At 70.5% G+C, this 24,788-nt stretch carries 23 protein-coding genes; 7 read left to right on the top strand and 16 right to left on the bottom strand.

The genetic code is table 11. The annotated features are described in order from the left end of the window. From ACWGJM_RS15670 to ACWGJM_RS15705, 8 genes are all read right to left on the bottom strand, one after another. Positions 1-876: a carbohydrate ABC transporter permease gene (locus ACWGJM_RS15670; protein ID WP_453412212.1), complete on the bottom strand. Its 876-nt coding sequence runs from the start codon at positions 874-876 to the stop codon at positions 1-3. Further along, the gene (locus ACWGJM_RS15675; RefSeq protein ID WP_453412213.1) at positions 873-1,829 is read right to left on the bottom strand and encodes a carbohydrate ABC transporter permease; all 957 of its coding nucleotides are present in this window, start codon (positions 1,827-1,829) and stop codon (positions 873-875) included. The genes ACWGJM_RS15670 and ACWGJM_RS15675 overlap by 4 nt, the downstream gene beginning before the upstream one ends. A 5-nt stretch (positions 1,830-1,834) precedes the next feature. After that, positions 1,835-3,184: an ABC transporter substrate-binding protein gene (locus tag ACWGJM_RS15680; protein ID WP_453412214.1), complete on the bottom strand. Its 1,350-nt coding sequence runs from the start codon at positions 3,182-3,184 to the stop codon at positions 1,835-1,837. Positions 3,185-3,294: 110 nt separating this feature from the next. Continuing rightward, a complete protein-coding gene (locus ACWGJM_RS15685; RefSeq protein ID WP_453412215.1) occupies positions 3,295-4,293 on the bottom strand; it encodes a LacI family DNA-binding transcriptional regulator in 999 nt (332 codons plus the stop codon). 83 nt (positions 4,294-4,376) lie between these two features. Next, entirely contained in the window at positions 4,377-5,192 is an 816-nt protein-coding gene (locus ACWGJM_RS15690; protein ID WP_453412216.1) for an ABC transporter permease, read from the bottom strand. Between the two features lie 16 nt (positions 5,193-5,208). Further along, on the bottom strand, positions 5,209-6,099 hold the full coding sequence (locus tag ACWGJM_RS15695) for an ABC transporter permease (RefSeq protein ID WP_453412217.1): 891 nt from the start codon (positions 6,097-6,099) through the stop codon (positions 5,209-5,211). Between the two features lie 3 nt (positions 6,100-6,102). After that, complete coding sequence (locus ACWGJM_RS15700; protein ID WP_453412218.1) at positions 6,103-7,299, bottom strand: ABC transporter substrate-binding protein; 1,197 nt, start codon at positions 7,297-7,299, stop codon at positions 6,103-6,105. A gap of 25 nt (positions 7,300-7,324) precedes the next feature. Beyond that, the gene (locus tag ACWGJM_RS15705) at positions 7,325-8,362 is read right to left on the bottom strand and encodes an ABC transporter ATP-binding protein (protein ID WP_453412219.1); all 1,038 of its coding nucleotides are present in this window, start codon (positions 8,360-8,362) and stop codon (positions 7,325-7,327) included. A 104-nt stretch (positions 8,363-8,466) separates the two neighbouring features. Between ACWGJM_RS15705 and ACWGJM_RS15710 the strand changes: the two genes are divergently transcribed. Next, positions 8,467-9,213 (top strand): FadR/GntR family transcriptional regulator, encoded by a 747-nt coding sequence (locus ACWGJM_RS15710; RefSeq protein ID WP_453412220.1) that lies wholly within the window; start codon positions 8,467-8,469, stop codon positions 9,211-9,213. Between the two features lie 198 nt (positions 9,214-9,411). Next, complete coding sequence (locus tag ACWGJM_RS15715) at positions 9,412-10,194, top strand: cache domain-containing protein (RefSeq protein ID WP_453412221.1); 783 nt, start codon at positions 9,412-9,414, stop codon at positions 10,192-10,194. Positions 10,195-10,251: 57 nt separating this feature from the next. Here the strand turns inward: ACWGJM_RS15715 and ACWGJM_RS15720 are convergent, their stop codons facing one another. After that, a complete protein-coding gene (locus ACWGJM_RS15720; RefSeq protein ID WP_453412222.1) occupies positions 10,252-10,923 on the bottom strand; it encodes an MmyB family transcriptional regulator in 672 nt (223 codons plus the stop codon). A gap of 235 nt (positions 10,924-11,158) precedes the next feature. Here ACWGJM_RS15720 and ACWGJM_RS15725 point away from each other — a divergent pair, with 235 nt between their 5' ends. From ACWGJM_RS15725 to ACWGJM_RS15735, 3 genes are all read left to right on the top strand, one after another. Continuing rightward, positions 11,159-11,815 carry a helix-turn-helix domain-containing protein gene (locus ACWGJM_RS15725; RefSeq protein ID WP_390734002.1) on the top strand — a complete coding sequence of 219 codons (657 nt, stop codon included), beginning with the start codon at positions 11,159-11,161 and terminating at the stop codon, positions 11,813-11,815. Between the two features lie 42 nt (positions 11,816-11,857). Further along, positions 11,858-12,397: a toxin-antitoxin system, toxin component gene (locus ACWGJM_RS15730; RefSeq protein WP_453412254.1), complete on the top strand. Its 540-nt coding sequence runs from the start codon at positions 11,858-11,860 to the stop codon at positions 12,395-12,397. A gap of 146 nt (positions 12,398-12,543) precedes the next feature. Further along, positions 12,544-12,771 carry a hypothetical protein gene (locus ACWGJM_RS15735; protein WP_453412223.1) on the top strand — a complete coding sequence of 76 codons (228 nt, stop codon included), beginning with the start codon at positions 12,544-12,546 and terminating at the stop codon, positions 12,769-12,771. Positions 12,772-12,883: 112 nt separating this feature from the next. On the opposite strand, the gene ACWGJM_RS15740 is transcribed toward ACWGJM_RS15735, so the two are convergent. Both ACWGJM_RS15740 and ACWGJM_RS15745 read right to left on the bottom strand, forming a co-directional pair. After that, entirely contained in the window at positions 12,884-13,564 is a 681-nt protein-coding gene (locus ACWGJM_RS15740; protein ID WP_453412224.1) for a 4'-phosphopantetheinyl transferase family protein, read from the bottom strand. After that, complete coding sequence (locus ACWGJM_RS15745; protein ID WP_453412225.1) at positions 13,512-14,420, bottom strand: metallophosphoesterase family protein; 909 nt, start codon at positions 14,418-14,420, stop codon at positions 13,512-13,514. Before ACWGJM_RS15745 ends, ACWGJM_RS15740 begins: the two co-directional genes overlap by 53 nt. A 318-nt stretch (positions 14,421-14,738) precedes the next feature. On the opposite strand from ACWGJM_RS15745, the gene ACWGJM_RS15750 reads away from it, so the two are divergent. Beyond that, positions 14,739-15,899 carry an ATP-grasp domain-containing protein gene (locus tag ACWGJM_RS15750; protein WP_453412226.1) on the top strand — a complete coding sequence of 387 codons (1,161 nt, stop codon included), beginning with the start codon at positions 14,739-14,741 and terminating at the stop codon, positions 15,897-15,899. A 199-nt stretch (positions 15,900-16,098) separates the two neighbouring features. Further along, positions 16,099-17,784 (top strand): carbohydrate binding domain-containing protein, encoded by a 1,686-nt coding sequence (locus tag ACWGJM_RS15755; RefSeq protein ID WP_453412227.1) that lies wholly within the window; start codon positions 16,099-16,101, stop codon positions 17,782-17,784. A 42-nt stretch (positions 17,785-17,826) separates the two neighbouring features. Here ACWGJM_RS15755 and ACWGJM_RS15760 read toward each other — a convergent pair whose 3' ends face one another. The 5 genes from ACWGJM_RS15760 to ACWGJM_RS15780 form a co-directional block, all read right to left on the bottom strand. After that, the gene (locus ACWGJM_RS15760; protein ID WP_453412228.1) at positions 17,827-18,063 is read right to left on the bottom strand and encodes a hypothetical protein; all 237 of its coding nucleotides are present in this window, start codon (positions 18,061-18,063) and stop codon (positions 17,827-17,829) included. Positions 18,064-18,179: 116 nt separating this feature from the next. After that, positions 18,180-19,430 (bottom strand): alpha-L-fucosidase, encoded by a 1,251-nt coding sequence (locus ACWGJM_RS15765; RefSeq protein ID WP_453412229.1) that lies wholly within the window; start codon positions 19,428-19,430, stop codon positions 18,180-18,182. Between the two features lie 3 nt (positions 19,431-19,433). After that, positions 19,434-22,496, bottom strand: coding sequence for an alpha-mannosidase (locus tag ACWGJM_RS15770; RefSeq protein WP_453412230.1), 3,063 nt, complete (start codon positions 22,494-22,496; stop codon positions 19,434-19,436). A gap of 71 nt (positions 22,497-22,567) precedes the next feature. Beyond that, positions 22,568-23,905, bottom strand: coding sequence for a 6-phospho-beta-glucosidase (locus tag ACWGJM_RS15775; protein ID WP_453412231.1), 1,338 nt, complete (start codon positions 23,903-23,905; stop codon positions 22,568-22,570). After that, positions 23,902-24,666 carry a DeoR/GlpR family DNA-binding transcription regulator gene (locus ACWGJM_RS15780; protein ID WP_453412232.1) on the bottom strand — a complete coding sequence of 255 codons (765 nt, stop codon included), beginning with the start codon at positions 24,664-24,666 and terminating at the stop codon, positions 23,902-23,904. The genes ACWGJM_RS15775 and ACWGJM_RS15780 overlap by 4 nt, the downstream gene beginning before the upstream one ends. Positions 24,667-24,788 lie beyond the last annotated feature (122 nt).

Here is a 24,788-nt window from a genome sequence, read left to right on the forward strand (position 1 = left end):
TCAGCCCTTGGTGCTGCCCGCGCTGATCCCGGCGATGATGTGCCGCTGGAAGACGAGGAACAGCGCGACCATCGGGATGCTGGCGATCACCATGGCGGCGACGAGCACGGTCAGCTGGATGTTCTGCGACAGCTGGACCAGGGCCACGCTGATCGGCTGCTGGTCCGTGTCGGAGAAGACCATCAGCGGCCACAGGAAGTCCTGCCACACCGCGACCAGCGCGAAGATCGACACCACGCCGAGTACGGGCCGCGACATGGGCAGCACGATCGACCACAGGATCCGCAGCTGCCCTGCGCCGTCTATCCCGGCGGCTTCCAGCACGTCGCGCGGCAGCTGGTCGAAGAACCGTTTGAGCAGGTAAAGGTTGAAGGCGTTGGCGACCGCGGGCAGCCAGATGGCGAGGGGGTCGTTGAGCAGGCTGGTGTGGATCAGGGGCAGGTCGGCGACGGTCAGGTACTTGGGTACGACCAGTGCCTGGGCCGGGACCATCAGGGTGGCCAGGATGCCGCCGAGGATCACCTTGCCGAAGGCGGGCCGCAGCTTGGACAGGGCGTAGGCGGCGGCCGTGCAGAACACCAGTTGCAGCAGCCAGGCCCCGGCCGCCTGGACCACCGTGTTCCGCAGGTGCCGCGGGAGCTGCATCAGGTCCCAGGCGTCGGTGTAGCCGCCGAGGTGCCAGTGTTGCGGTACGAGCGTGGGAGGGGTCCGCGCCACCTCGTCGGGGGACTTCATCGCGCTCGTCACCATCCAGTAGACGGGGAAGAGGAAGGCGAGCGCGAACAGTATGAGGACGACGGTGAACACCATCCAGTAGACGATCTTCCCATACGGCCGGGCGTGCGCCGCCGGGGACACCAGGGTCCGGGTGCTCATGCCTCCCCCTCTCCGGACCGGGTCAGCCGCAGGTACACGGCGGAGAACAGGCCGAGCAGGACGAGCAGCATCACGCTGAGCGCGCAGGCGCCGCCGAAGTCGTTGTAGAGGAAGGCGTACTTGTAGATGAGGTAGAGCACGGTGACCGTGGCGTTCTCCGGTCCGCCGCCCGTGATGACGAAGGGCTCGGTGAAGACCTGCATGGTGGCGATGATCTGAAGGAGCATCAGCATCAGGACCACGAACCTGGTCTGCGGGATCGTCACATGACGTATGCGCTGGAGGAGGCCCGCGCCGTCCAGCTCCGCCGCCTCGTACAGCTCGCCGGGGATGGACTGAAGCGCGGCGAGGTAGATCAGTACCGTGCCGCCCATGTTCGCCCAGGTCGCGACGATGACGAGGGAGACGAGGGCGGTGTCGGCGCCGTTGGACCAGTTCGAGGTGGGCAGGTGCAGCGAGCGCAGCGCCTCGTTGGCGAGGCCGGCCCCGGGGTCGTAGAACCACTTCCACAGCAGGGCGCTGACCACCGGCGGGATCATCACCGGCAGGTAGACCACGACCCGGAAGAAGGCCCTAGCGTGCCGCAGTTCGTTGAGCACCAGGGCGAGTACGAAGGGGATCGCGAAGCCGATGAGCAGGGCCAGCACGGTGAAGGTGAGCGTGTTGCGCCAGGCCGCCGCGAACTCCGGGTCGTGCAGGACGCGGGTGTAGTTGGCGGTGCCGACCCACTCGGGCGAAGAGCCCGGGGTGTACTTCTGGAAGGAGATGACGACCGCGCGGATCGCCGGGTACCAGGAGAACAGGGCGAAGCAGAGGAGTCCGCCGAGGAGGAAGGCGTAGGCGCGGGCCTGGTCGGCCAGGCGGCGCCGCCTCCGGTCCCCTGCCGGGGGCGGCGCCTGTACCGGGTGGACGGCGACCGCCTCGGCGGGGCGCCGCTGAGCCGTCTTGGTCATCGGTGTCAGCCCCGGGCGAGGATGCCGTCGATCTTGCCTGAGGCGTCCCGGAGGAGCTGGTCGAGGTCCGCGTCCTTCTTGGTGAGGACGGCGGAGACGACGCCGTCGAGGACGGAGTAGAGCTGCTGGGCGTCCGGCGGCTCGATCTTCATCTCCAGTTGCTGATTGCCGTCGAGGAAGGCCTGGTAGTTCTCGACCGGCACGTTCGCGTTGGCCTTCTTGACCTGCTGGTCCTTGGCGTCGGCGGCACCGGTGAACAGGCGCGGCTCGGGCAGGCCGACGGGGGCGTCGTTCTTCTTGGCGCGCGCGTAGTCGCCGAGGAAGCCGTCGCCGGGGGTGAGGAACATGTGGTCGAGCCACTTCAGGCCGGCGTGGATCTGGGCGGGCGTGTCGTGTTTGTTGAACATGTAGCCGTCGCCGCCGATGAGTGTGCCCTTGCCGCCGGGCATGGGGGCGATGGCGAGGTCCTTGTAGTTGCCGCCCTTCTCCTTCACCAGGATGGGGAGGTTGTCGGGTGCGGCGAGGTACATGCCGAGCTTGCCCGAACCCATCGTCTGCTGGACGTCGTTGATGACGAGCAGCTGCTTGCTGCCCATGGAGTCGTCCGTCCAGCGCATGTCGTGGAGGTTGCGCAGGACGGCCCGGCCTTCGGGGGTGTCGATCGTGGCCTTCTTGCCGTCGGCACTGACGACGTCGCCGCCCTGGGAGTACAGCTCGGCGGTGAAGTGCCAGCCGCCCTGGTTCTGGGCGCTGTAGTCGGCGTAGCCGATGGTGCCGCCGCCGAGCGCGGCGATCCGCTTGGCGTCGGCGCGGACCTCGCCCCAGGTGGCCGGCGGCTTGTCGGGGTCGAGGCCCGCCTTCTGGAAGAGCGCGCGGTTGTAGATCAGTCCCATCGAGTAGCCGGTACGCGGTATGCCGTACACCTTCCCGTCGGCGGTGTAGATGTCGCGCAGCTGCTTCTGGATGGTGCCGTAGCTCTTCAACTCCTTGACGTACGGTGTGAGATCCGCGGCCTGCCTGATGTCGACCACGTGCCGGGCGTCGGTGAAGTACGTGTAGAAGACGTCCTCCATCTGCCCGCCGGCGAGCTTGGCGTCGAACGTCTTCGGGTCCTGGCAGGGGAAGGCGTCGTGGGCGACGACGTCGATGTCCGGGTTCTGCTTCTCGAAGGAGGCGAGGTCCTCCTCGAAGAACCTCCGGTCGGTCCTGGCGCTCTTGGGCGGCTCGCAGTTGACGGTGATGCGGGTCTTGCCGCTCGCCGATTCGTCGCCCGATCCGCAGGCGGAGGCGGTGAGGGCGAGGGAGGAACAGACGCCGATCGCGACGAGGGTACGGCGGAACCCGGTGCTTCTCATCGGTGGACCCCTCTGGGCAGGAGCAGTGGGCGCCGCACACTCAAGCACCGCCGACACCCTTCCGCAAGATGTCGCGCGTAATCTGTAATTATTCGACAGTCGAGTGGATCTCAGCTACGAGGCGCTTGCGCGGTCGACCCGCGCACCACCAGTTCCGGTTCGAACAGCAGCTCCTCGGCCGGTACGGCGGAGCCCGCGATCCGGGCGTTCAGCAACTCGACCGCGGCCCTGCCCATGGCTTCGATGGGCTGGCGGACGGTGGTGAGCGGGGGTTCGGTGCAGTTCATGAGCGCGGAGTCGTCGTAGCCGACGACCGAGATCTGTGACGGGACGCCGAGCCCCTTGCGGCGGGCGGCCCGGACCGCCCCCAGCGCCAGCGGGTCGCTGGCACAGATGATGCCCGTGACTCCCCGGTCGATCAGCCGGGAGGCCGCCGCGTGGCCGCCCTCGACGGAGAAGATGGCCCGCGCGACGAACTCCTCGGGCAGCTCGCCGGCGATCACCCGCGCCGCGGCCAGCTTGCGTGCCGACGGCATGTGGTCCCCGGGTCCCAGCACCAGGCCGATCCGTTCGTGCCCGAGGGAGGCGAGGTGCCGCCAGGCCTGCTCCACGGCGACCGCGTCGTCGCAGGAGACGCCGGGGAAGCCGAGGTGTTCGATGGCCGCGTTGACCAGGACGACCGGGATGCTGCGGTCGGCGAGCAGCCGGTAGTGGTCGTGCGGCGCGTCCGCCTGCGCGTACAGGCCGCCGGCGAAGACCACGCCGGACACCTGCTGTTGGAGCAGCAGGGCCACGTAGTCGGCCTCGGAGACCCCGCCCTTGGTCTGCGTGCACAGCACCGGAGTGAGGCCGAGCTGGGCCAGCGCGCCACCGATGACCTCGGCGAACGCCGGGAAGATGGGGTTCTGCAGCTCGGGCAGCACCAGGCCCACGAGCCGGGCGCGTTCGCCGCGCAGCTGCGTGGGCCGTTCGTAGCCGAGGACGTCCAGGGCGGACAGCACCGCCTGCCGGGTGGCATCGGAGACTCCGGGCTTGCCGTTCAGCACCCGGCTGACCGTGGCCTCGCTGACCCCGACCTTCTTCGCCACTTCCGCAAGTCGCCGTGTCATGAACGCAAGACTAGCGCAAGGAACGCAAACAGCTTGCGTAGATCAGGTCTGCTCGCGTCCGTCGTCCGGTTCGATGCGGGGGGTCAGACCCTGCTCCCTGTCGCCGTGTCCGCCGACAGCCGCTGAGCGACGTAGATCGGCACGACGGACAGCAGCACGAGAACCGCCGCCACCACGTTCACGACAGGCGCCTGCTGCGGCCGGGTCATGTTCTCGAAGATCCAGATGGGCAGCGTCTCGATACCGGGCCCGGCGGTGAAGGTGGTCACCACGATCTCGTCGAAGGACAGCGCGAACGCGAGCAGCCCGCCCGCGAACAGCGCCGAGCGCACCAGCGGGAAGGTGACGTCGGCGAAGGCGCGGAAGGTGTTCGCGCCCAGGTCCATGGCTGCTTCCTCGTACGAGCCGGAGGTGCGGCGCAGCCGGGCGACGACGTTGTTGAAGACCACCACGATGCAGAAGGTGGCGTGGCCGACGATCACGGTGAACAGGCCGAGGCCGATCCCGAGCGGTGCGAGGACCGTGCCGAAGGCGGAGTTGAGGGCGATGCCCGTGACGATGCCGGGCAGCGCGATCGGCAGGACGACGACGAAGGAGACGGCGTCCCGGCCGAAGAAGCGGTACCGGGCCACCGCGAACGCGATCAGCGTGCCGAGGACGAGGGCTACGGCGGTGGCGCCGAGGCCGGCCTTCACCGACGTCCACAGCGCCTCGCGCGCGCCCGTGTTCTCCCAGGCGACCGACCACCAGTGCGCGGTCAGCCCGGGCGGCGGCCAGCTCGCGCTGCGGTCCGGGTTCAGGGAGTTGACGAGGACCAGCAGCAACGGCACGTAGATCACCGCGAAGCCGAAACCGGCGGCGACGCGCAGCGCGATATGCGCGGAACGCGAGAGCTGCATACGGACGAACCTCTCTCTAGAGGCTGCTGAGCGCGCCCGTGCGGCGCATCGCCAGCAGATACAGCACGATCACGACGACCGGGACCGTGCCGAGCGCGGCGGCCATGGGCAGGTTGAGTTCGATGTTGGAGTAGACGAGGTTGCCGATCAGCTGGGTCTTGCCGCCGACGATCTGCACGGTGATGTAGTCACCCAGGCTGAGCGAGAAGGTGAAGACGGACCCGGCGGCCACCGACGGCAGCACCATCGGCAGGACGACCGACCGGAAGGTGCGCCCCGGACGCGCGCCGAGGTCGGCGGAGGCGTCCAGCAGGTTGGCGGGCAGCTGTACGAGCGCCGTGTGGACCGGCAGGACCATGTACGGCAGCCAGAGGTAGGTGAGCGTCAGCACGGCCGCCGGCAGCCCGAAGCCCGGACCGCTCAGGCCGAACGGCTTCAGCACCCAGTCGGCGAGCCCGCCCTCGGAGAGGATCAGCCGCCAGGCGTACACCTTCACCAGGTAACTCGCCCACAACGGGGTGAGGATGGCGACGACGAGCAGCGGGCGCCACTTGGGCCTGGCAACCCGGGCGGTGTAGAAGGCGAGCGGGAAGGCGATCACCGCGCACACGACGGTGACCGCGAGGGCCACGCCCACGCTGCGCAGGATCACCTGCCGGTAGACGGGTGTGGTGAACAGCGCGTGGAAGTTGTCGGTCGAGAAGACCTTCACCACCTGGGAGGTGAAGGAGTCGGTCGTCCAGAACGCGGAGACGAACAGGACGCTCAGCGAGCCGAGGTAGAGCACGGCCAGCCACAGCAGCGGAGCGGTGAGCAGCAGGGCCAGCCTGAGCCGGGGCCGGCGGTGCAGCGTCCCGGCGAGCCGCCGGACGGTCCCCCGCCCGGCGGCCTGCGCCTGTGTGGTCATGGCTCAGCCCTTGATCTCGGTCCAGGCCTGGACCCACTTGGCGTACGGCACGCACTTGACGTCCTTACGGCCGTCGAGGCACTGCTCGATGGGCGTGTTCCAGAAGGCGATGTTCTTCCAGTAGCCCTCGTCAGCGGCGTGGTAGGTGGTGCAGAAGTTCTTGTCGCTGGTCTCCGCGCACGCCTTGGAGTTGGCCGGTGCCTCGCCGAAGTACTCGGCGACCTGGGCGTTGACCTTCGGGGAGACGATCCAGTTCAGCCACTTGTACGCACAGTTCGGATGCTTGGCTTTCGCATACACCATCCAGGTGTCGGACCAGCCGGTCGAGCCCTCCTTGGGTACGAACGCCTTCACCTTCGCTCCCTCGGAGGCGGCGAGGCCGGCGATGACCTGCCAGGTGGTGCCGACGACCGAGTCACCGCTCTTGAAGGCGGAGATCTCCTTGAGGTAGTCGCTCCAGTACTCGCCGATGCTGGCGTTCTGCTTCTTCAGCAGGGCCACGGCGGCGTCGAACTGCTTCTGGTCGAGCGCGTACGGGTCCTTGATCTTCAGTTCGGGCCTGGTGGCCTTGAGGTAGAGGGCCGCGTCGGCGATGTAGATCGGCGAGTCGTACGCGGTGACGTGCCCCTTGTACTTCGCCGCGTCGTCGAAGACGGCCGACCAGGAGGTGGGCGCGGGGGTGACCTTGTCGGTGTTGTACATCAGCAGGTTGGCGCCGCGGCCGTGCGGGATGCCGTACATCTTGCCGTCCACCGAGTTCCAGGCGCCGTTCTTCAGGCCGCTGAAGACGTCCTTGTAGTTGGGTACGAGGGAGGTGTTGACGGGGGCCGCGTCGCCGGCGGCGATGAGGCGCAGGGACGCGTCGCCGGAGGCGGAGACGGCGTCGTACTCGCCGGTCTTCATGAGTTTGACCATCTCGTCGGAGCTGGCCGCGACTTTGGAGTGGACCTGACAGCCGGTTTGTTTCTCGAAGCCGCTGACCCAGTCGGCCTTGGGGTCGTTGGACCCGTCCTCGACATAGCCGGCCCAGGCGATCAGGTTGACCTGGCCCTCGGTCGTGCCGATCTCGGACTGCGCCTTGAGGTCGGGCGGGTTGAGGCCGCCGGCCGAGGAGCCCCCCGAGCCGGAGGAGCCGCAGGCGGACGCGGCCACCAGCAGTGCGGCGGCGGCCGCGATCTGAAGGGTTCGGGTGAGGCGCACGAGGTACTCCCTGTGTGACGAACGGTCAGTTGGCGTCCGGGACCTGGATCGTGTGGCGGCGGTCCCATCGGAGGCGGACCCGTCTGCCGCGGTAGGCGGCGACGTCCTCCGCGGAGGTCTCCAGGTTCTGCTGGAGCGCGGTGAGGCGGCCGCCGGCGTCGAGGTCGACCAGGAAGCGGGTGCTGTCGCCCAGGTAGACGACCTCGGCGACGGTGCCGGTGGCGGTGGCGTGGCCGGGTTCGTCCACGTCGGCGGACTCCTTCAGCACGCGGATCTTCTCGGGGCGGACGCTGTAGGTGCCCGGGGTGCCGGTGATGCGCCGGGCGGACTCGCCGGCGAGCAGGTTGGAGATGCCCACGAAGGAGGCGACGAAGCCGGTCGCGGGGCGCTCGTAGATCTCGGCCGGGGTGCCGACCTGTTCGATGCGGCCCTGGTGGAAGACGGCGATGCGGTCGCTCATCGTCAGGGCCTCCTCCTGGTCGTGGGTGACGAAGACGAAGGTGATGCCTACCTCGCGCTGGAGCGCCTTGAGTTCGACCTGCATCTGCTCGCGCAGCTTGAGGTCGAGGGCGCCGAGCGGTTCGTCGAGCAGCAACACCCGTGGGCGGCCCACCAGGGCGCGGGCGAGGGCGACGCGCTGGCGCTGGCCGCCGGAGAGCCGGTCCGGGCGCCGCTTGCCGTAACCGTCGAGGCGGACCTCGGCGAGGGCTTTGCGGGCGCGGACGAGACGCTCGGCCTTGGGCACCCCCCGGACCTTGAGGGCGTAGGCGACGTTCTGCTCGACGGTCATGTGCGGGAAGAGGGCGTAGTCCTGGAAGACGGTGTGCACGTCCCGCTCGAAGGGGGCGAGCCGGGTGACCTCCCGCCCGGCGAGTTCGATCCGGCCCTCGGTGGGGGTCTCGAAGCCGGCTATGAGACGCAGAACAGTCGTCTTGCCCGAGCCGGAGGGGCCGAGCATGGAGAAGAACTCCCCGTCCCGGATCTCCAGGTCGACCCCGGCCACGGCGGTCGTCTCCCCGAACGACTTCGTGAGCCCCTCCAGCCGGATCGCGCTTCCCTCCATGGGCGGGAACCTTTCTGGCGCTCGCTTACGTTGTCAGGAAAGATATGAACCCATAGTTCAAAGCTCAAGTCCCCGCTGGGGTAAAGCTTGAGTCAACGTGCAAGGTGGTGGCCGTGAAGCAACCGACTGACGGCGGCGCTCGCAGAGCCGTCTTCGCGCCGGTCGACAACCTGGCGCGCGTCGAGGCGGTCGTCCACCGGCTGGGCGACGCCATAGAGCTCGGACTGCTCGCCGACGGCGAGCAGCTGCCCGGCGAGAGCGAGCTGGCCGGGCGGCTCGGCGTGTCGACGGTGACCCTGCGGGAGGCGCTCATGGCGCTGCGGCAGCAGGGCCTGGTCACCACCCGCCGGGGCCGCGGCGGCGGCAGCTTCGTCTCGCTGCCCGACGTCCCGGGCGAGGAGCGCCTGAGGGTCCGGCTGCGCGGCTGGAGCACCGAGGAGCTGCGCGACCTCGGCGACCACTGGGCCGCCCTGTCCGGCACCGCGGCCCGGCTTGCGGCCGACCGCACGGAATCCGGCGACCTCGCACAACTGCGCCGTACGGTGGAGGAGTTGGCGGGCTCCGCGGACACGGCGGCGCGCAGCCGGGTGTACGGCAGGTTCCACGTGGAGCTGGCGGCGGCCGCGCAGTCGGCCCGGCTCACCCGGGAGCAGGTCGCGCTTCAGACGGAGGTCGGGGCGCTGCTGTGCCTTGTGCTCGGCGACGACGAATATCGTGGAGAAGTGGCGGACCGTCACCGGTCCGTGATCTCGGCCGTGCAGGATGGGGCCCACGAAACGGCCCGCACGCTGGCCGAACGGTGCGTCCGGGAGTCGGCGGCGCGGCTCATCGCCCTGCGCATGACGCTGTAGGGCCCTGAACAGGATGGGAGTCCGATCAGCTCGTGGCGTCTGGTGCGTGCGATCGCAAGGCGCCGGAAGGTCCTTGTAGCGGAGCTACTAGGGCCTTTCGGCAACGCGGCGAGCGTGCGTGCCAGGCGTCGCGAGCCGGGCGCCCATCCTGTTCGGGGCCCTTAGGGCGGCCGTACGGTCCCGTCCGCTGGAGTGCGCATGAGCCAGAGCCCCGGCCTCGTCGGCGCGGCGGCCACGACACCGGCCGGCACCGCCGAGGAACACGTCTCCGCACAGGTGGGCCGCTGGCTGGAGGCGGTGTTCGACGCCGTCGCGGAGACCCGCGCCGATACGGCCGCAGCTCTGGCCCGGGTCGCCGCCGAGGGGCGCCGGCCCGCCACCGCCGACCTCGCGGCGCTGCGCCCGGGACTGCATCTGCGGCTGACCCGGGACGAGTTGGTCTCCGGGGTCGGTTTCATCGCCGCGCCCGGACTCCTCGCGGATGTGCCGGGGTGGCTGGAGTGGTGGCAGACGAACGCCGATGGGGATGTACGACCGCTGCTGCCCGAGCTCGACCCGGACCAGTCGGCGTACTCCGACTACACGCATTGGGACTGGTTCGCCCTGCCCCGCGACACCGGGCGGCGGGCGGTGGCCGGGCCGTACGTCGACTACCTCTGCTCCGACGAGTACAGCCTCACGCTGTCCGCGCCGGTGACGGTGGCGGGCCGGTTCGCGGGGGTGGCCGCGGCGGACGTCTACCTGCGGCACTTCGAGGCGGCCGTACTGCCGCTGCTGCGTGGGCTTCCCGGGCCCGCCCACCTGGTCAACGCCCGGGGCCGGGTGGCGGCCTCCGCGGACCCGGCACACCTCGCCGGGTCCCTCACGAAGGGGCCGGACTTCGCCGCCGTACTGGGGCGGGCGCGGACGCAGACGCTCGGCGGCTCACGCCTGGTGCCCTGCCGGGGTGTACCCCTGGTGCTGGTGGTGGGAGCGGGGTGAGATCCACGCGGGGTCCGGCCCGGCGCCGTCGGCGACCTGAACGCCGGCGGTGCCGGGTCAGGCCTCCGGTGCGGCGACCACGGTCAGATGACTCGCCGCGGCGCGGGCGCGGCGCGGGCGGCGCGGGGCCGCGGCGGGGCGGCGGGAGTCGCGCAGCACCAGGGTGAGGCGGGTGTAGCCGAGGGCCTGAAGGGTCCTCGGGGTCTCGACGACGATCCGGCACTCGGTGGCGCCCCAGCGCGGGTCGGGGTGCAGCAGCGGGCGGACGGCGCCGTCGGGCTCGCCGGCGTCCTCGCCGACGGCGCGGAGCCAGTGGGGCAGGCCCTGCCGGAAGGCGGCCTCCATCAGGGGGTCCTGGGCAATGTCCCGGCGGATCGCCTGGAGCCCGTGGTCGTGGGCGCCGTGCTCCCAGGCGGCCTTGAAGTGCGCCAGCATCGGCAGGCACCAGCTCGGCTCGTGCTCGCCGAGGACCGTGCCGGCGTCCGGGTGGAACAGGACGAACCTCAGGAAGTTGTCGCCCGGCATCGCCGTCGGATGCGGGCCGACGCCCCGGAAAAGTGTCTCGAAGGCGCTGTTGGCCAGGACGACGTCCCAGCGGTGGTCCACGACGAAGGACGGGAAGGGGCCGGCCTCCAGGAGCGTGGCGTAGTCCTGGAGATACGCCTGGGCCTCGAGACCCTCGGGGACGGGCCGCGGCGCCGGCCGCTGCCCTCCTGCCTGATGTGCCATCGGGAGGTCACCCCTCTTGCCTATGCGGCCTTCACGCGGCGCCCTGATCCTGCTGCCCCGAGAAGAGTGATGTCAACTATCGTGGCATTTCATGCCTGTTGACGGCTGAAATTGGCCACAGTTGTGGCGAGACCTGGATGTGAGTTCGAACGACCCGCTACTCTCCGGGAAGTTCACAGCGACCGTTTGTGATGAGCCTCGTGTTGAGCCTCTGAGAGACGTAGGAGATCTGTCGGTGACGGATGGCTACGAGGATCCGGGCGCCACGGCGACCGACCGGCTGCCGGCCGTCGTCGCCCGCGTCACCGCGCTCGCCGACCGGCTCGGTGTGCCGCACGCGGAGGTCTTCGACGTCAGACGGCTGTCCGTCGGCTGCGGCGTCCCCGAGCCCGTGGTCAGGGCCCTGCTCGGCGGCCGGCCCGCGGGCGAGCGCGATGTGCAGGCACGGTTCCTCCAGCGCCTGGACCTGCTGCGCCGCACCCGGCTGAAGCCGAACGGGCGGAAGCACACCCAGCAGGAGATCGCCGACGGCGCGGGCATGTCCCGGCAGCAGGCGGGCGCTCTCATCAACGGTGACCGGCGTCCCACGATGGAGCACTGCGACGCACTCCAGCGCTTCTTCCGGGTGCACGCCGGCTTCCTCACGGCGGAGGACCCCGAGGCCCTCGCGGGTGCGCTTCAGCGCACCGAGCAGGAGCTGCTCCAAAAGCTCGCCGACCGCGAGCGGGCGGCGGCCGAGGCCGCCGAGGATCCGCTGGAGCGGCTGTTGCAGGATCACGGTGTCCGGGGGATCGCCTGGCGGGCCGCGCAGCTGCCCACCGACCAGCACCGCGACAAGGTCGCGGAGTGGCTGGACATGCTCCTGGAGAGCGTCAAGCGCCCCGAGTCGTGACCAGCCGTGAACCGAGGGAGAAGAGTGGGCATCGCCAGGGAGATGCGCCGCCTGTGCGGCGAGTTGGTCACCGAACTGACCCTTCCCGCACCGGTGCGGCCGCACGACCTGTACACGGCGCTGTGCGACGCGATGAGCCGCCGCCGCGGCCGGCCCGTGGTGTTCCGGGCGGCCGGCTTCCCGCCCGGCACCGCCAGCGGGCTGTGGCTCGACATGGCCGACCGTGACCTGATCGTCGTCGAGGAACGCACCGCGCCCGACCACCAGCTGGTCATCCTCGGGCACGAGCTGTGGCACATGCAGGCCGATCACAGCGGCCACCACGTCGACGGCGTGGAGGTGGCCGCGCGGCTGCTGGGCGACGCCCCCGACCAGCAGGCCCTCGAGGCCACCGTGCACAAAGTGGCCGCCCGGACCCGCTTCGACCTCGCCGAGGAACGGGAGGCCGAGACCTTCGGACTGCTCCTGGCCAGCAAGTGCCGCACGTGGCTCGCCGGTTCCTCGCTGCGCGGCCCCGTCCAGCGGGACGACGTGGCGGGCCGCATCGAGGCGTCACTGGGGTATCTCGGGCCGCAGGGCTGATCGGATCACGCCTCGGCCGGGCGGAGCGCCGCGCGGTGGGGCGGCGTTGTCAGTGGTGGACGGCAAGCTGGAGGTGCGCCGCCGACCTGTGCGGCGTACGCGCTGCCAAGTGCGTGACCGTGACGCCCGACGGGGAGAGCCGACCGATGCCCACCGCCGTACTGACCGACCGCGAGCGCGCCGCCGTCCAGGCCTATCTGCGATTGCTGCACACCGTGCGCGCCGCCCTGGACGGCCCACCCGGCGGGGCCTGTCCGGTCGTGGTCCCGCCCGCCGTGCTCGCCGAGGCGGAGCGGGCGCTGTCGGACGCCGGACTCGCGGGCAACGAGGAGCAGTTCTTCCGGCTGCTGCACGGCTGGTGCCCCCCGACCTGACGGCCCCGGCCCGGCGCCGGCCGCGTGGCCGGCGCCCCCGGCCGCACGCCGTCAACGCCCGCAGCGAGCACGCTCAGGGGGCACGCTCAAGAGGCACGCTCAGGGGGCACGCTCAGGTATGCGGCACCACGACCGCCGTGGTGACCACTCCGCGCCGGATGCTCCAACGCCCCTCGAACCGGCCGACGCGCCGGCCACCCACCCAAGGCCCCGGCACGAGGAGTTCGGCGTGCAGGCGGCCCTGCGGGCCCGGGCCGGGCTCGGGGACGATCTCGATGTCGGCCTCGGAGAAGTCCAGCCACTGGCCGGTCAGCGGGAACCAGGCCTTGTAGACGGACTCCTTCGCGCTGAACAGGATCCGGTCCCAGTGCACCTCGGGCCGTTCCTCCGCGAGCCGGCGCAGACGCTTCGACTCGGCGGGCAGGAACACGTAGGAGACGACCTCCTCCGGCAGCACCTCGTGCGGTTCGGCGTCGATGCCGAGGGAGGCCAGGTCGGCGGCGCGGGCGAGGGCGGCGGCGCAGTAGTCGTCGCTGTGGGTCATGCTGCCGACCAGCCCGTCCGGCCAGCGCGGCGCGCCGCTCTCGCCGGTCAGCACGGGCTGCGCGGGTACGCCCAGCTTCTCCATGGCGAGCCGGGCGCAGGCGCGCACGGTGGAGAACTCTCGGCGGCGCTTGGCCACCGCCCGGGTCATGAGTGCCGCTTCCTCGGGGTAGAGCGGGGCGTCCCGGAGTCCGTCGTCACCGTGCGCTTCCACGGCCACGACCGAGTCCGGAAGCAGCTCCTCGATCACCGGATCCGACCTCCATCGGCAGAATGCGGCGCAGCCTTCCCGGTGGTTCCGGGCGCTTGCGCCACTCGCGGGGGTATCCCACGGACACCTCTTCGAAGCGGACGCCGTCGAGCCAGGTCGTCCGAGGGATGTGCAGATGACCGTAGACCATGGCGGCGACGCGGAATCTGCGGTGCCAGTCGGCGGTGAGCCCGGTGCCGCACCACATGGCGAACTCGGGGTGCCACAGGACGTCCATCGGGTGCCGGTCGAGCGGGTAGTGGTTGATCAGGACGGTGGGCAGGTCCTCGGGAAGCGCGGCCAGCCTGCGTTCCGTCGCGGCGACCCGGGCCCGGCACCAGGCCTCGCGGCTGGGGTAGGGGTCGGGGTGCAGCAGGTACTCGTCGTTGCACACGATGCCGGTGCCGTGCGCGTAGGCGAGGCCCTCCTCCTTGGTGGCGCACCCGTCGGGCAGGAAGGAGTAGTCGTACAGCAGGAACAGCGGTGCGACGACCACCGGGCCGCCGGGGCCGTGCCACACGGGGTAGGGGTCCTCGGGGGTCGTCACGCCCAGCTCGCGGCACACTTCGACGAGGTGCTCGTAGCGGGGGACGCCGCGCAGGGGGACGGTCTCACGGGGGTGGGTCCACAGGTCGTGGTTGCCGGGGGACCACAGGACCTTGCGGAAGCGGCCGGTGAAGGTCTCGAGGACCCAGCGGATGTCGGCGACGGTCTCGGCCACGTCGCCCGCCACGATCAGCCAGTCCTCGTCCGAGTCGGGGCGCATCTGTTCGACGAGCGCGCGGTTCTCGGGGTACCCGATGTGCAGGTCGCTGATGGCCAGTAACTGCCCGGCCCCGCCGGCCGTCGACTCCACCCTGGCCCCTTCCGATCATGTCAGTGACACCACGAGAACACATTCGCGGACACCGGACAAGGACAATCCGCGACAGTACGAAAACGCCCCGAACTCCTGTTTCTCGAACTCCCGTTTCACAGTACCGGCCGGGCGGGTTGGCAGGACCGGTGAATCCGTAACACTCGCGTTGCACGCCGGACCGTTTGAAAGCCGTATGATCGCCCCAACACCACCGCCATGAACGCCCTTCGCGCAGGGCGGTTCGGTGTCCCTCCTTCCACCCTGCCCGGGCACGGGCCGCTGAGTCCTGCCCGAAATCCCCGAAAGGCGGCCTGCATGCTCTCTCGCGTACGCGTCTGGCTCAACCGCACGTACGCGGAGAACGTGTTCTTCATGGATCAGCTGCGGAGAAATCCCAGCGACCGGGCGGTCGAGATCCATGCCACGCACGGCGACCCGGACTCCCCCGTGCTGGCCGCGGCCGACACCGCGGACCTGGAGCCGGAGGGCCTGTCCCCGGCCGGGTACGTCGAGTACGCCCTGGACCAGTGCGCACGGCGCGGCATCGACGTGTTCGTGCCGCGCCTGCACCAGGCGGCGATCGTGGCGCACCGCGCCGATTTCGCCGCGGCCGGTACGGCGCTGCTGGCGCCGACGCCCGAGGCCGTCGCCGTGTTCGAGGACAAGGCGACCGCGTACGAGGCGATGAGCTCGGTCGGCGTGCCGGTGCCGCCGTGGCGGCGGGTGCGCACGGCGGACGAACTCCTCGCAGCCGTCGAGGAGTTGGAGGCGGCTGGGCACAAGGCGTGCTTCAAGCCGGCCGCCGGTGCGGGCGGGGTGGGCTTCCGGGTGATCACGCGCGCGCCCTTCTCCCTCACGCATCTGAGTGGTTTCCCGGGGCCGTACGTGCCGCTGGACATGGCGCTGACGGCGGTGCGGGAGGCCGACGAGCCGGTCGACTGGCTGGTGATGCCGCGTCTGGCGGAGCCGGAGGTGTCGGTGGACTGCCTGACCGGCCCCGACAACCGGGTCCGGCTGGCGGTGGGCCGCACCAAGAACGGCCGCCGCCGCGGCTTCACGCTCGACGAACGGTGGCTGGCGCCCGCGCGGCTGATCGCGGGGGGTTTCGGGCTGCACTACCTGTCCAACATCCAGTTCCGGATGTTCGGTGAGCAGCCGGTGCTGCTCGACGTCAACACGCGCCCGGCCGGCGGCCTGCACCAGCTGTCGCTGTGCGGGATCAACGCCCCTTGGGCGGCAGTGCAGTTGGCGCTCGGCGAGGACCCGGGCGAGTTCGAGCCGCCGTTCCTGGGCCAGGACTACGCGGTGGTGTCCGGGCCGCGTCCGCTGCGCCCGGTGTCGCTGCCGCAGCAGCGCACGGAGGAGACCGGGGTGCTGCTGCCGGCGATGCCCGCGCCCGCGGCCCACGCGGCCGAGCCGGCAACCGAGGGCGCGTCGCAAGCGGGTGCCGCCGCTGCGGCCACCGCCCCGGCCTAGGCCCTGCCGCACGAAAGCCCCGCCGTACGAGAGCCCGACCGTACGAGAGCCCGGCCCACACCCCCACCGGTCTGGACCAATCATGGCGTAGCCCCTTGACACCTCGATTGGTCCATACCAACTTGGTTGCGCACCGCTTTCCGCACTCCCCGCACACCTTCGTGCACTCCCGAACACCCCATCACTTCAGGGAGAACGCGTGCGCAACACACTCCGGCGTTCCAGACGCCGTCTCCTCGCCCTGCTCGGCTCCGCGGCCCTGGCCCTGGCCGGCGCCATCGCCCTCCCCGGCACCGCCCACGCGGCCAACATCCTCACCAACCCGGGCTTCGAATCGGGCGGGCTCTCCCCCTGGACCTGCACCGGAAACCTCGGCTCGGTCGTCTCCTCCCCCGTGCACGGCGGCTCCAAGGCCCTTGCCGGGGCGGTCAGTTCGAGCGACAACGCGCAGTGCAACCAGACCGTCTCCGTCCAGCCGAACACGACGTACAGCCTCAGCGGCTGGGTGCGCGGCAGCTACGTCTACCTCGGCGTCAACGGCGGCGCCTCCACCTGGACCACGTCCCCGTCCGCCTACAGCCAGCTGTCGGTGTCCTTCACCACCGGCGCCTCGCAGACCAGCGCCACGATCTACGTCCACGGCTGGTACGCGCAGGGCACCTACTACGCCGACGACATCAGCCTCGACGGGCCCGGCGGAGGCGGCGGTTCGGACACCCAGGCACCCACCACGCCCACCGGGCTGAGCTCCACGGGCAAGACCTCCTCGAGCGTGTCGCTGAAGTGGAACGCCTCCTCGGACAACGTGGGCGTGACCGCGTACGACATCTACAGCGGCTCGAGCCAGGTCCTCAGCGTGTCCGGTACGTCCGCCACGGTCAGCGGGCTGTCGCCGAGCACGTCGTACACCTTCACCGTGAAGGCGCGGGACGCCGCCGGGAACACCTCCGCGGCCTCCAACTCCGTGTCCGTCACCACCGACGCGGGCAGCGGCGGCGGCACCGGCTTCAAGCAGGCCGCGCCCTATCTCTTCGAGGGCTGGGGCGATCCCCCGAGCCCGAGCACGGTGATGAGCGCGACCGGCATCAAGTGGTTCACAATGGCCTTCGTGCTCGACTCCGGTGGCTGCAACCCCGCCTGGGACGGCAGCCGGCCGCTCACCGGCGGCGCCGACCAGAGCGCCATCAACGCCATCCGCTCCGCCGGCGGTGACATCGTCCCGTCGTTCGGCGGCTGGCAGGGCAGCAAGCTCGGCGCCAACTGCTCCTCCGCGAGCGCGCTTTCCGGAGCCCTGCAGAAGGTGATCGACGCCTACTCCCTGAAGGCGATCGACATGGACATCGAGAACTCGGACGAGTTCGAGAACGAGGCCGTGCAGGCGAAGATCCTCACCGCGCTGAAGACCGTCAAGGCCAACAACCCGGGCCTGAAGACGATCGTCACCTTCGGCACGTCGACCACCGGCCCGACCTACTACGGCAACCGGCTCATCGAGCAGGCGCAGTCGCTCGGCGCGAACATCGACGTCTTCACGATCATGCCGTTCGACTTCGGCGGCGGCTCCGACATGTACGGCAACACCGTGAACGCCGCCGAGGGGCTGAAGACCAACCTGAAGTCGACCTTCGGGTGGGACGACGCCACCGCCTACTCCCACATCGGCATCTCCGGCATGAACGGCCTGTCCGACCAGCAGGAGAACACCACCCCGGCGATCTGGACCCAGATCCGGGACTGGGCGAACTCCCACCACATCGCCCGCCTCGCCTTCTGGGCGGTCAACCGCGACCGGCCGTGCGCGGGCGGCGGCGTGGTGAGCAACTGCTCCGGCATCAGCCAGAACAACTGGCAGTTCACCTCGATCACGGCCGGCTTCACCGGCTGAGCCGTACCGTCAGCGGCGTGGGGGTGCCCCGACCGGGTACCCCTACGCCTTCGCGATGTCCGCGAGCCGCGGCGGCAGTTCGGCCGCAGGGTCGGCGGGTCGGGCCGCCTGGATGCGGCCCGACCTGATGGTCGGCGACCAGTCGCCGAGCTGCGGACGGAAGGCGCCGTGGTCCTTGGTGCCGTAGTCGAGCATGCCCCTCTCCCACTCGACGCCGAGGTACTCGCACAGGCCGCGCGTGGCCCGCTCCGGCTCGGTGGTGAGGTCCTCGTACCTCACCACATGGACGTCGAGACCCTGGTCACGGCGGCTGGAAACACCGCCATGAGCAGGGGCTCTACCGCTTCCTTGATTCTTGATGGGAAGGCCGGTTCAGAACCGGACCGACCCCCGGTTCAGAACCGGCCCGCTCCCCTGTACAGCTCCAGTTCGCCGTCCAGTTCGACGGCGAGCACGGTGGCGTACGGATCGAGGTCGGACGCGGCGGGCGGGTCGATCCACAGCACGCCGACGGCCTCGTGCAGCCCGCCGACGACCCGGTGGCCGAGCTCGGTACCGCTGCCGAGCACGGTCACCCTGCGGACCGGTGTGGCAAGTCCCCGGACGCCGATCTCGGCGCGCGGCACGTCGAACAGGGTCAGATACAGGGTGCGGCGGTCGCGGGAGAGGGTGCTGGGCCCGTAGTGGTGCCCGGCGGGCAGCCCGCGCACCGTCCCGTACACGGCCTCGGCGTGCCTGCGGATCCACTCCCCCAGGCCTTCGAGCCGCTCGACCTGCGGCTGCGGGATGGTGCCGTCCTCCATCGGCCCGACGTCGAGCAGCAGGTTGCCGCCCCCGCCGATGGTCTCGGTGAAGTACCGGATCAGCTGCGCGAGCGACTTGTGGTTGTGGTCGTGGTGCTGGTACCCCCACGAGTCGTTGATCGTCAGGCACAGCTCCCAGGGGCCGTCCGGCGGCACGATGGGGGCACCCTGCTCGGGGGTGGCGTAGTCGCCCTCGCTGAGCATGCGGGCGTTGAAGACGACATGGGGGACGTAGGAGCGGATGAGCGCGGCGAGTTCCTTGATGCGCCACTGCTCCTCGCTGCGGTCCCACTCGCCGTCGAACCACATCAGGTCGGGCCGGTAGCGGGAGGCCAGTTCACGGATCTGGCCGTCGCGGTAGGCGATGAACCGCTCCCAGGCGTCGAGATCCTCGTCCTCGGCCGGGCATTCGGAGTACCGGTTTTCCTCCATCTCCGGAGGGCGGCCCGGCTTTCGGGTGGTGGCGTAGTCGGGGTGGCTCCAGTCGGAGTGCGAGTAGTAGAGGCCGACCTTCAGGCCCTGCTCGCGCAGGGCGTCGGCGTACCCGGACACGTAGTCGCGGCCCAGGTTGAGGTCGCCGTACGCGGTGTCCCACAGGGCGACACCGTCGTGGTGCCGGCTGGTGAGGACGGCGTACCTGGCGCCGGCACGGGCGAACAGGCCGGCCCAGGCGCGCGGGTCGTAATGGGCGCCGGTGAAGCGGCCGAGCTGGGACATGTACCGGTCGTACGGCACGATGTCGTCGTAGAAGGACCACGACTCCTGGACGCCGTCGACGGCGTAGATGCCCCAGTGGACGAAGATCCCCAACTTGGCGTCGGTGAACCAGGGTTGCATGGACACCGGTCAGCTCCCCTCGGCCCGGCCAAGGCGCAGGGTGAGGATCTGGAAGGGCCGCAGGGCGACGGTCACCCCGCCGTCGGCGTCCCTCTCCGCGTCCGCCAGCGGCCGCTCCAGCAGGTCGGTCACCTGGGCGCGCGCGAGCGGGAAGCCGGTGCGCAGCACGCCCTGGGCACGGCCGCCGCGGGACTCGTACAGGCGGACCACGACATCGCCCGAGGCGTCGTCGGCGAGCTTGACCGCCTCGACGGTGACACCCTCGCCGTCCACGGAGACGACCGGCTCGGGCGCCGGGCCGGGCGCGCCCGCCGAATCGGCCACGCGCAGGGGAAGGTTGAGGGCGTAGCCCTCGGCGACCGCGTCGGCGATGCTCGCGCCGGGCAGCAGGGAGTAGGTGAAGCGGTGGCGACCCTGGTCGGCGCCCGGGTCCGGGACACGCGGGGCGCGGACCAGGCTGAGGCGGACCGTGGTCGTCGTGCCGCCGTCCTCGCGGACGGTGCGGGAGACGTCGTGGCCGTAGGTGGAGTCGTTGATGACCGCGACGCCGTAGCCGGGCTCGCCGATGTGCACCCAGCGGTGGCCGGAGACCTCGAAGCGGGCCGCCTCCCAGCTGGTGTTGGTGTGGGTGGGCCGCTGGACGTGGCCGAACTGGATCTCCGCACTGGAGTGCGGGGCCCGGATGTCCACGGGGAAGCCCGCCTTGAGGATCTTCTCGGCCTCGTGCCAGTCGATGTCGGTCTCGAAGTCGATGCGGGGGCTGCCGGCGCGCAGGGTGATCGTCTGGGTGATCTTCGAGCCCTTGCCGAAGCTGCGCTCCACGCGGATCGCGCCGAGCAGCGGGTCCTCCTCGACGACCGTCACGGAGTCCGGTTCCAGCAGGTCGGTGTAGCGGTTCTTGTAGTGCTTGTCGATGTCCCAGGCGTCCCAGTAGTTGGGGAGGTCGGTGTGCAGGCGGAGGAGGTTGCCGCGGTCGGCGAGGACCTCGCGCTGCATACGAAGATCGTATACAGACGACAGTGTGCCGTCTTCCGCCACCTCCACACGGACCAGCCCGTTGTCCAGGACCCGGCCGTTCACCGTCACCGGCCGCGGCGGCTCGGCGACCCCGAGGGACCCGCTGCCGCTCGCCGGCACCTCGGCGTACGCCGGTGCACCGCCGGCCGTACGGACGACCTCCGCCCGGTGGAACGGGCTGGTGTTGAACACGCGGGTCCCGCCGCCCAGCGCGGCCACGGCCTCACGCGTCAGCTCCTCCAACTCGGCGGCCACCCGTGCGTACTCGGCCTCCGCCTCGCGGTGCACCCAGGCGATCGACGATCCCGGGAGGATGTCGTGGAACTGGTGCAGCAGCACCGTCTTCCACAGCCGGTCCAGCCTCTCGTACGGGTAGGCGTAGCCCGGGGCGTGCAGCGCGGCCGTCGTCGCCCACAACTCCGCCTCGCGCAGCCGGTGTTCACTGCGCCGGTTGCCCTGCTTGGTGCGGGCCTGCGAGGTGTACGTGGCCCGGTGCAGCTCCAGGTACAGCTCACCGACCCACACCGGGGCGTCGGGGTACTCCTCGCGGGCCTTGGCGAAGAACGCGTCGGGGTGTTCGACCTCGACCCTCGGGGAGCCCTCCAGGTTCTTCAGTCGCCGCGCCCGCTCCATGATCTCGCGGGTCGGGCCGCCACCGCCGTCGCCCCAGCCGAACGGGGCGAGGGATCGGGTGGCGCCGCCCTTCTCGGAGTAGTTGCGCACGGCGCGGGACATCTCCTCGCCGCTGAAGCGGGCGTTGTAGGTGTCGACCGGCGGGAAGTGGGTGAAGATGCGGGTGCCGTCGATGCCCTCCCACCAGAAGGTGTGGTGGGGGAACTTGTTGGTCTGGTTCCAGGAGATCTTCTGGGTCAGGAACCAGTCGTTGCCCGCGAGCTTGGCGAGCTGCGGGTAGGCGGCGGTGTAGCCGAAGGAGTCCGGCAGCCAGACACCCTTGGTCTCGATGCCGAAGTGCTCGATGAAGAACCGCTTGCCGTGGATCAGCTGGCGGGCGATGGCCTCGCCGCCGGGCAGGTTGCCGTCGGCCTCCACCCACATGCCGCCGACCGGCGCCCACTGGCCCTTCTTCACCGACTCCTGGATCCGGGCCCACACGTGCGGGTAGTTGTCGCGCACCCACTCGTACTGCTGGGCCTGGGAGCAGGCGAAGACGAACTCCTCGTACTCGTCGGCGAGGGACGTGACGTTGGAGAAGGTGCGGGACGTCTTGCGCTTGGTCTCACGGATCGGCCACAGCCACGCCGAGTCGATGTGCGCGTGGCCGACGCCGGAGATCACGTGCGCGCTGGCGTGGGCGGGCTTGGCCAGCACCGGCTGGAGCACCGCGCGTACATCCGCCGCCGAGCCGGCGATGTCGTCCAGGTCCAGCAGGTCGAGGGAGCGGTCCAGCGCGTGCATGATCTCGTGCCGGCGCGGGTCGTGCTCGCCGAGCTCCAGCATCAGCTCACGCAACACCTGGATGTCGAGGTCGAGGTGCCAGACCTCCTCGTCCAGGACAGCGAGGTCGGCGCGGCGGAATGTATACAGTGGACGGTCGCCTGCCGTCAGCACATCGCCGAGCGGCGTCGGAGCCGAGAAGTCGTTCGCCAGGATGTCGGGATTGGAGGCCGCCTCGACCAGGTAGTCGACGCTCTCGCCGCCCGCCGCCGGGTTGGCGATCGGCACGTACTGGTTGAGCGGGTTGACCGCCTTCAGCGGCCTTCCGTCGGTGAGGTGGACCAGGGCCTCGGCCTGGTTGCCCGGCCAGTCGCCCACGAAGCCCAGATCGATGACCGCCTCGACACGCCGCCCGGCCCACTCGGCCGGCACCTGCCCGCGCATCCGGAACCAGGTCGTCCCCCAGGGCGGCCCCCACGGGGTGTCCATCGCGAAGGGCTTGTACGGGGCGGCCGCGGCCTCCTCGAACGGGACCGGCTCCCCCGGCGCCTGCCAGGCCTCGACGGCGAAGGGAACGGTGGCCGCGTAGACCGCGGGCTTGATGCGCTGGTTGTGGAGGCGTTCTACGCGCTCCTCGATCCGGCGGCGTTCGTCGTGCATGAGGGGTCTCCAGGGAGGGAGCGGGCTGGGAGGGGAGAGCCAGACGGGAGAAAGCGCTTTCCGACGAGAGGCTACTTGAGGTAGCCCAGGCCGGGATGCACCTCGGTGTAGCCCTCGACGAGCCTGCGGGCCACGTTCACGGAGTCGACGAGCGGGTGCAGCGCGAAGGCCTTCACGGCCGTCGTACGGGAGCCGGACTCGGCGGCGGCGAGCACCTCCCGCTCGACGGCCTTCACGGCGCAGACCAGCCCGGTGGCGTGGTCGGGCAGCGGGTCGACGGCGACCGGGTGGGCGCCGTTGGCGTCGACCAGGCACGGGACCTCGATGACGGCCTCGGCGTCCAGCACCGACAGGGCGCCGGCGTTGCGAACGTTGAGGATCAGGGTGGTGCGTTCGTCGCGGGCGATGGCCCGCATGAGGGCGAGGGCCACCTTCTCGTAGCCGCCGGAGAGGTCGTCGGCGTCGCGTTCACCGGCGCCCGCGGTCTCCCGGTTCTCGGCCATGTAGGTGGCCTCGCGCTCGGCGCGGGTGCGGTCCCAGGCCTTCAGGGCCGACGCCCCGGGGTTCTTCATCTCCTCGTAGAAGCGGCCCTGCTGGTCGCGCAGGAAGGCGCCGCGGGTCTGGGTGCCGCTCTTGTAGGCCCGCACGGCCTCGCGGTTGAAGTAGTAGTAGTGCAGGTATTCGTTCGGGACGGCGCCGAGCGACTGGAGCCAGTCGACACCGAAGAGCTTGCCCTCCTCGAAGGAGCCGAGCAGGTCGGGATCGGCGAGCAGGCGCGGGAGTTCGTCGCGGCCGGCGACGCGCAGGCCGCGGACCCAGCCGAGGTGGTTGAGGCCGACGTAGTCGATCCACGCCTCCTTCGGGTCCGCGCCGAGCACGCGGGCGATCCGGCGGCCGAGGCCCACCGGGGAGTCGCAGATGCCGATGACACGGTCGCCGAGGTGGCGGGACATCGCCTCGGTGACCAGGCCGGCCGGGTTGGTGAAGTTGATGACCCAGGCGTCCGGGGCGAGGCGGGCGACGCGCTGCGCGATGTCGACGACTGTAGGCACTGTTCGCAGACCGTATGCAATCCCGCCCGCGCCGACCGTCTCCTGCCCGAGCACACCCTCCGCGAGCGCCACCCGCTCGTCGTTCGCCCGTCCCTCCAGGCCGCCGACCCGGATAGCGGAGAACACGAAGTCGGCGCCGCGCAGTGCCTCGTCCAGGTCGGTCGTCGCCGTCACCGTGGGCGCGTCGGGGACCCCTGCGGCCTGCTCGGCCAGCACCCGGGTCACCGCCGACAGCCGGCCGGCGTCCAGATCGTGCAGCACGACCCGGGTGACCCGGCCCTCGGCGCGGTCCGACAGCAGCGCACCGTACACGAGCGGCACACGGAACCCGCCGCCGCCCAGAATCGTCAGCTTCACGCTTGCACCTTTCCTGCCAGGACCACCTCGACGCCCGCCTCCTCCAGCGAGGAGCGGGTCACCTGGTCGACCGGCGCGTTCGTCACCACCACGTCCAGGTCCTCGGGACCGCAGACCTTCGCCATACCCGTACCCGGGAACTTGGCCGAGTCGGCGAGCAGGACGACTTTGCCGCTCGCTTTGATCATGGCCCGCTTCACCGGCACCTCGACGACCGTCGTGTCCATCACCTGCCCGCCCGGGCGTACACCGCTGGTGCCCAGGAAGAGCCAGTCGGCGTGCAGCTGGCGCAGGTTGTCCTCGGTGAGGAAACCGACCAGGGAGCGGTACTCGCGGCGGACCATGCCGCCGAGCAGCACCAGCTCGATGCCCTCGTCGTCGGCGAGTTCGTCGTACACCACCAGGTTGCTGGTGATCACGGTGAGGCGGCGGCCGTGCAGCTGGCGGGCCAGGCGGTAGGCGGTGGTGCCGATGTCGAGCAGCACCGACTGACCGTCCTTGACCATCGCCGCCGCGTGCGCCGCTATCGCGTCCTTCTCCGGCACCCGGACCTCGGCGACCTCGGCGAAGGGCTGGTCGCCCTCCTCGGCGACCGCGCCGCCGTGCACCCGGGTGAGCAGGCCGTCGTCCTCGAGTTTGACCAGGTCACGCCTGATCGTGGCCGGGCTCACGCCGAGCTGCTCGGAGAGATCGGTCACGGCCGCGGGGCCGCCGGAGCGCAGGGCCCGCAGGATGAGTTGGTGTCGTCGTTCTGCCAGCACGCCGTGAACACTACTCGTCATCTTCAATCATTTCCATGCTCAGTTCTGCTCGGGTATTGACCAAACTCGCGGAGCAGCGCACGATTCCGGGCATTGAATTTGCAGAGTTCTGACGAGCCGAC

This window comes from Streptomyces sp. NPDC054834, assembly GCF_053611185.1.

What these genes read in the sequence shown, in the direction of transcription:
- ACWGJM_RS15670 (WP_453412212.1), bottom strand. Translation starts at nt 876, where the DNA reads ATGAGCACCCGGACCCTGGTGTCCCCGGCGGCGCACGCCCGGCCGTAT.
- ACWGJM_RS15675 (WP_453412213.1), bottom strand. Translation starts at nt 1,829, where the DNA reads ATGACCAAGACGGCTCAGCGGCGCCCCGCCGAGGCGGTCGCCGTCCAC.
- ACWGJM_RS15680 (WP_453412214.1), bottom strand. Translation starts at nt 3,184, where the DNA reads ATGAGAAGCACCGGGTTCCGCCGTACCCTCGTCGCGATCGGCGTCTGT.
- ACWGJM_RS15685 (WP_453412215.1), bottom strand. Translation starts at nt 4,293, where the DNA reads ATGACACGGCGACTTGCGGAAGTGGCGAAGAAGGTCGGGGTCAGCGAG.
- ACWGJM_RS15690 (WP_453412216.1), bottom strand. Translation starts at nt 5,192, where the DNA reads ATGCAGCTCTCGCGTTCCGCGCATATCGCGCTGCGCGTCGCCGCCGGT.
- ACWGJM_RS15695 (WP_453412217.1), bottom strand. Translation starts at nt 6,099, where the DNA reads ATGACCACACAGGCGCAGGCCGCCGGGCGGGGGACCGTCCGGCGGCTC.
- ACWGJM_RS15705 (WP_453412219.1), bottom strand. Translation starts at nt 8,362, where the DNA reads ATGGAGGGAAGCGCGATCCGGCTGGAGGGGCTCACGAAGTCGTTCGGG.
- ACWGJM_RS15715 (WP_453412221.1), top strand. Translation starts at nt 9,412, where the DNA reads ATGAGCCAGAGCCCCGGCCTCGTCGGCGCGGCGGCCACGACACCGGCC.
- ACWGJM_RS15720 (WP_453412222.1), bottom strand. Translation starts at nt 10,923, where the DNA reads ATGGCACATCAGGCAGGAGGGCAGCGGCCGGCGCCGCGGCCCGTCCCC.
- ACWGJM_RS15730 (WP_453412254.1), top strand. Translation starts at nt 11,858, where the DNA reads ATGCGCCGCCTGTGCGGCGAGTTGGTCACCGAACTGACCCTTCCCGCA.
- ACWGJM_RS15735 (WP_453412223.1), top strand. Translation starts at nt 12,544, where the DNA reads ATGCCCACCGCCGTACTGACCGACCGCGAGCGCGCCGCCGTCCAGGCC.
- ACWGJM_RS15750 (WP_453412226.1), top strand. Translation starts at nt 14,739, where the DNA reads ATGCTCTCTCGCGTACGCGTCTGGCTCAACCGCACGTACGCGGAGAAC.
- ACWGJM_RS15770 (WP_453412230.1), bottom strand. Translation starts at nt 22,496, where the DNA reads ATGCACGACGAACGCCGCCGGATCGAGGAGCGCGTAGAACGCCTCCAC.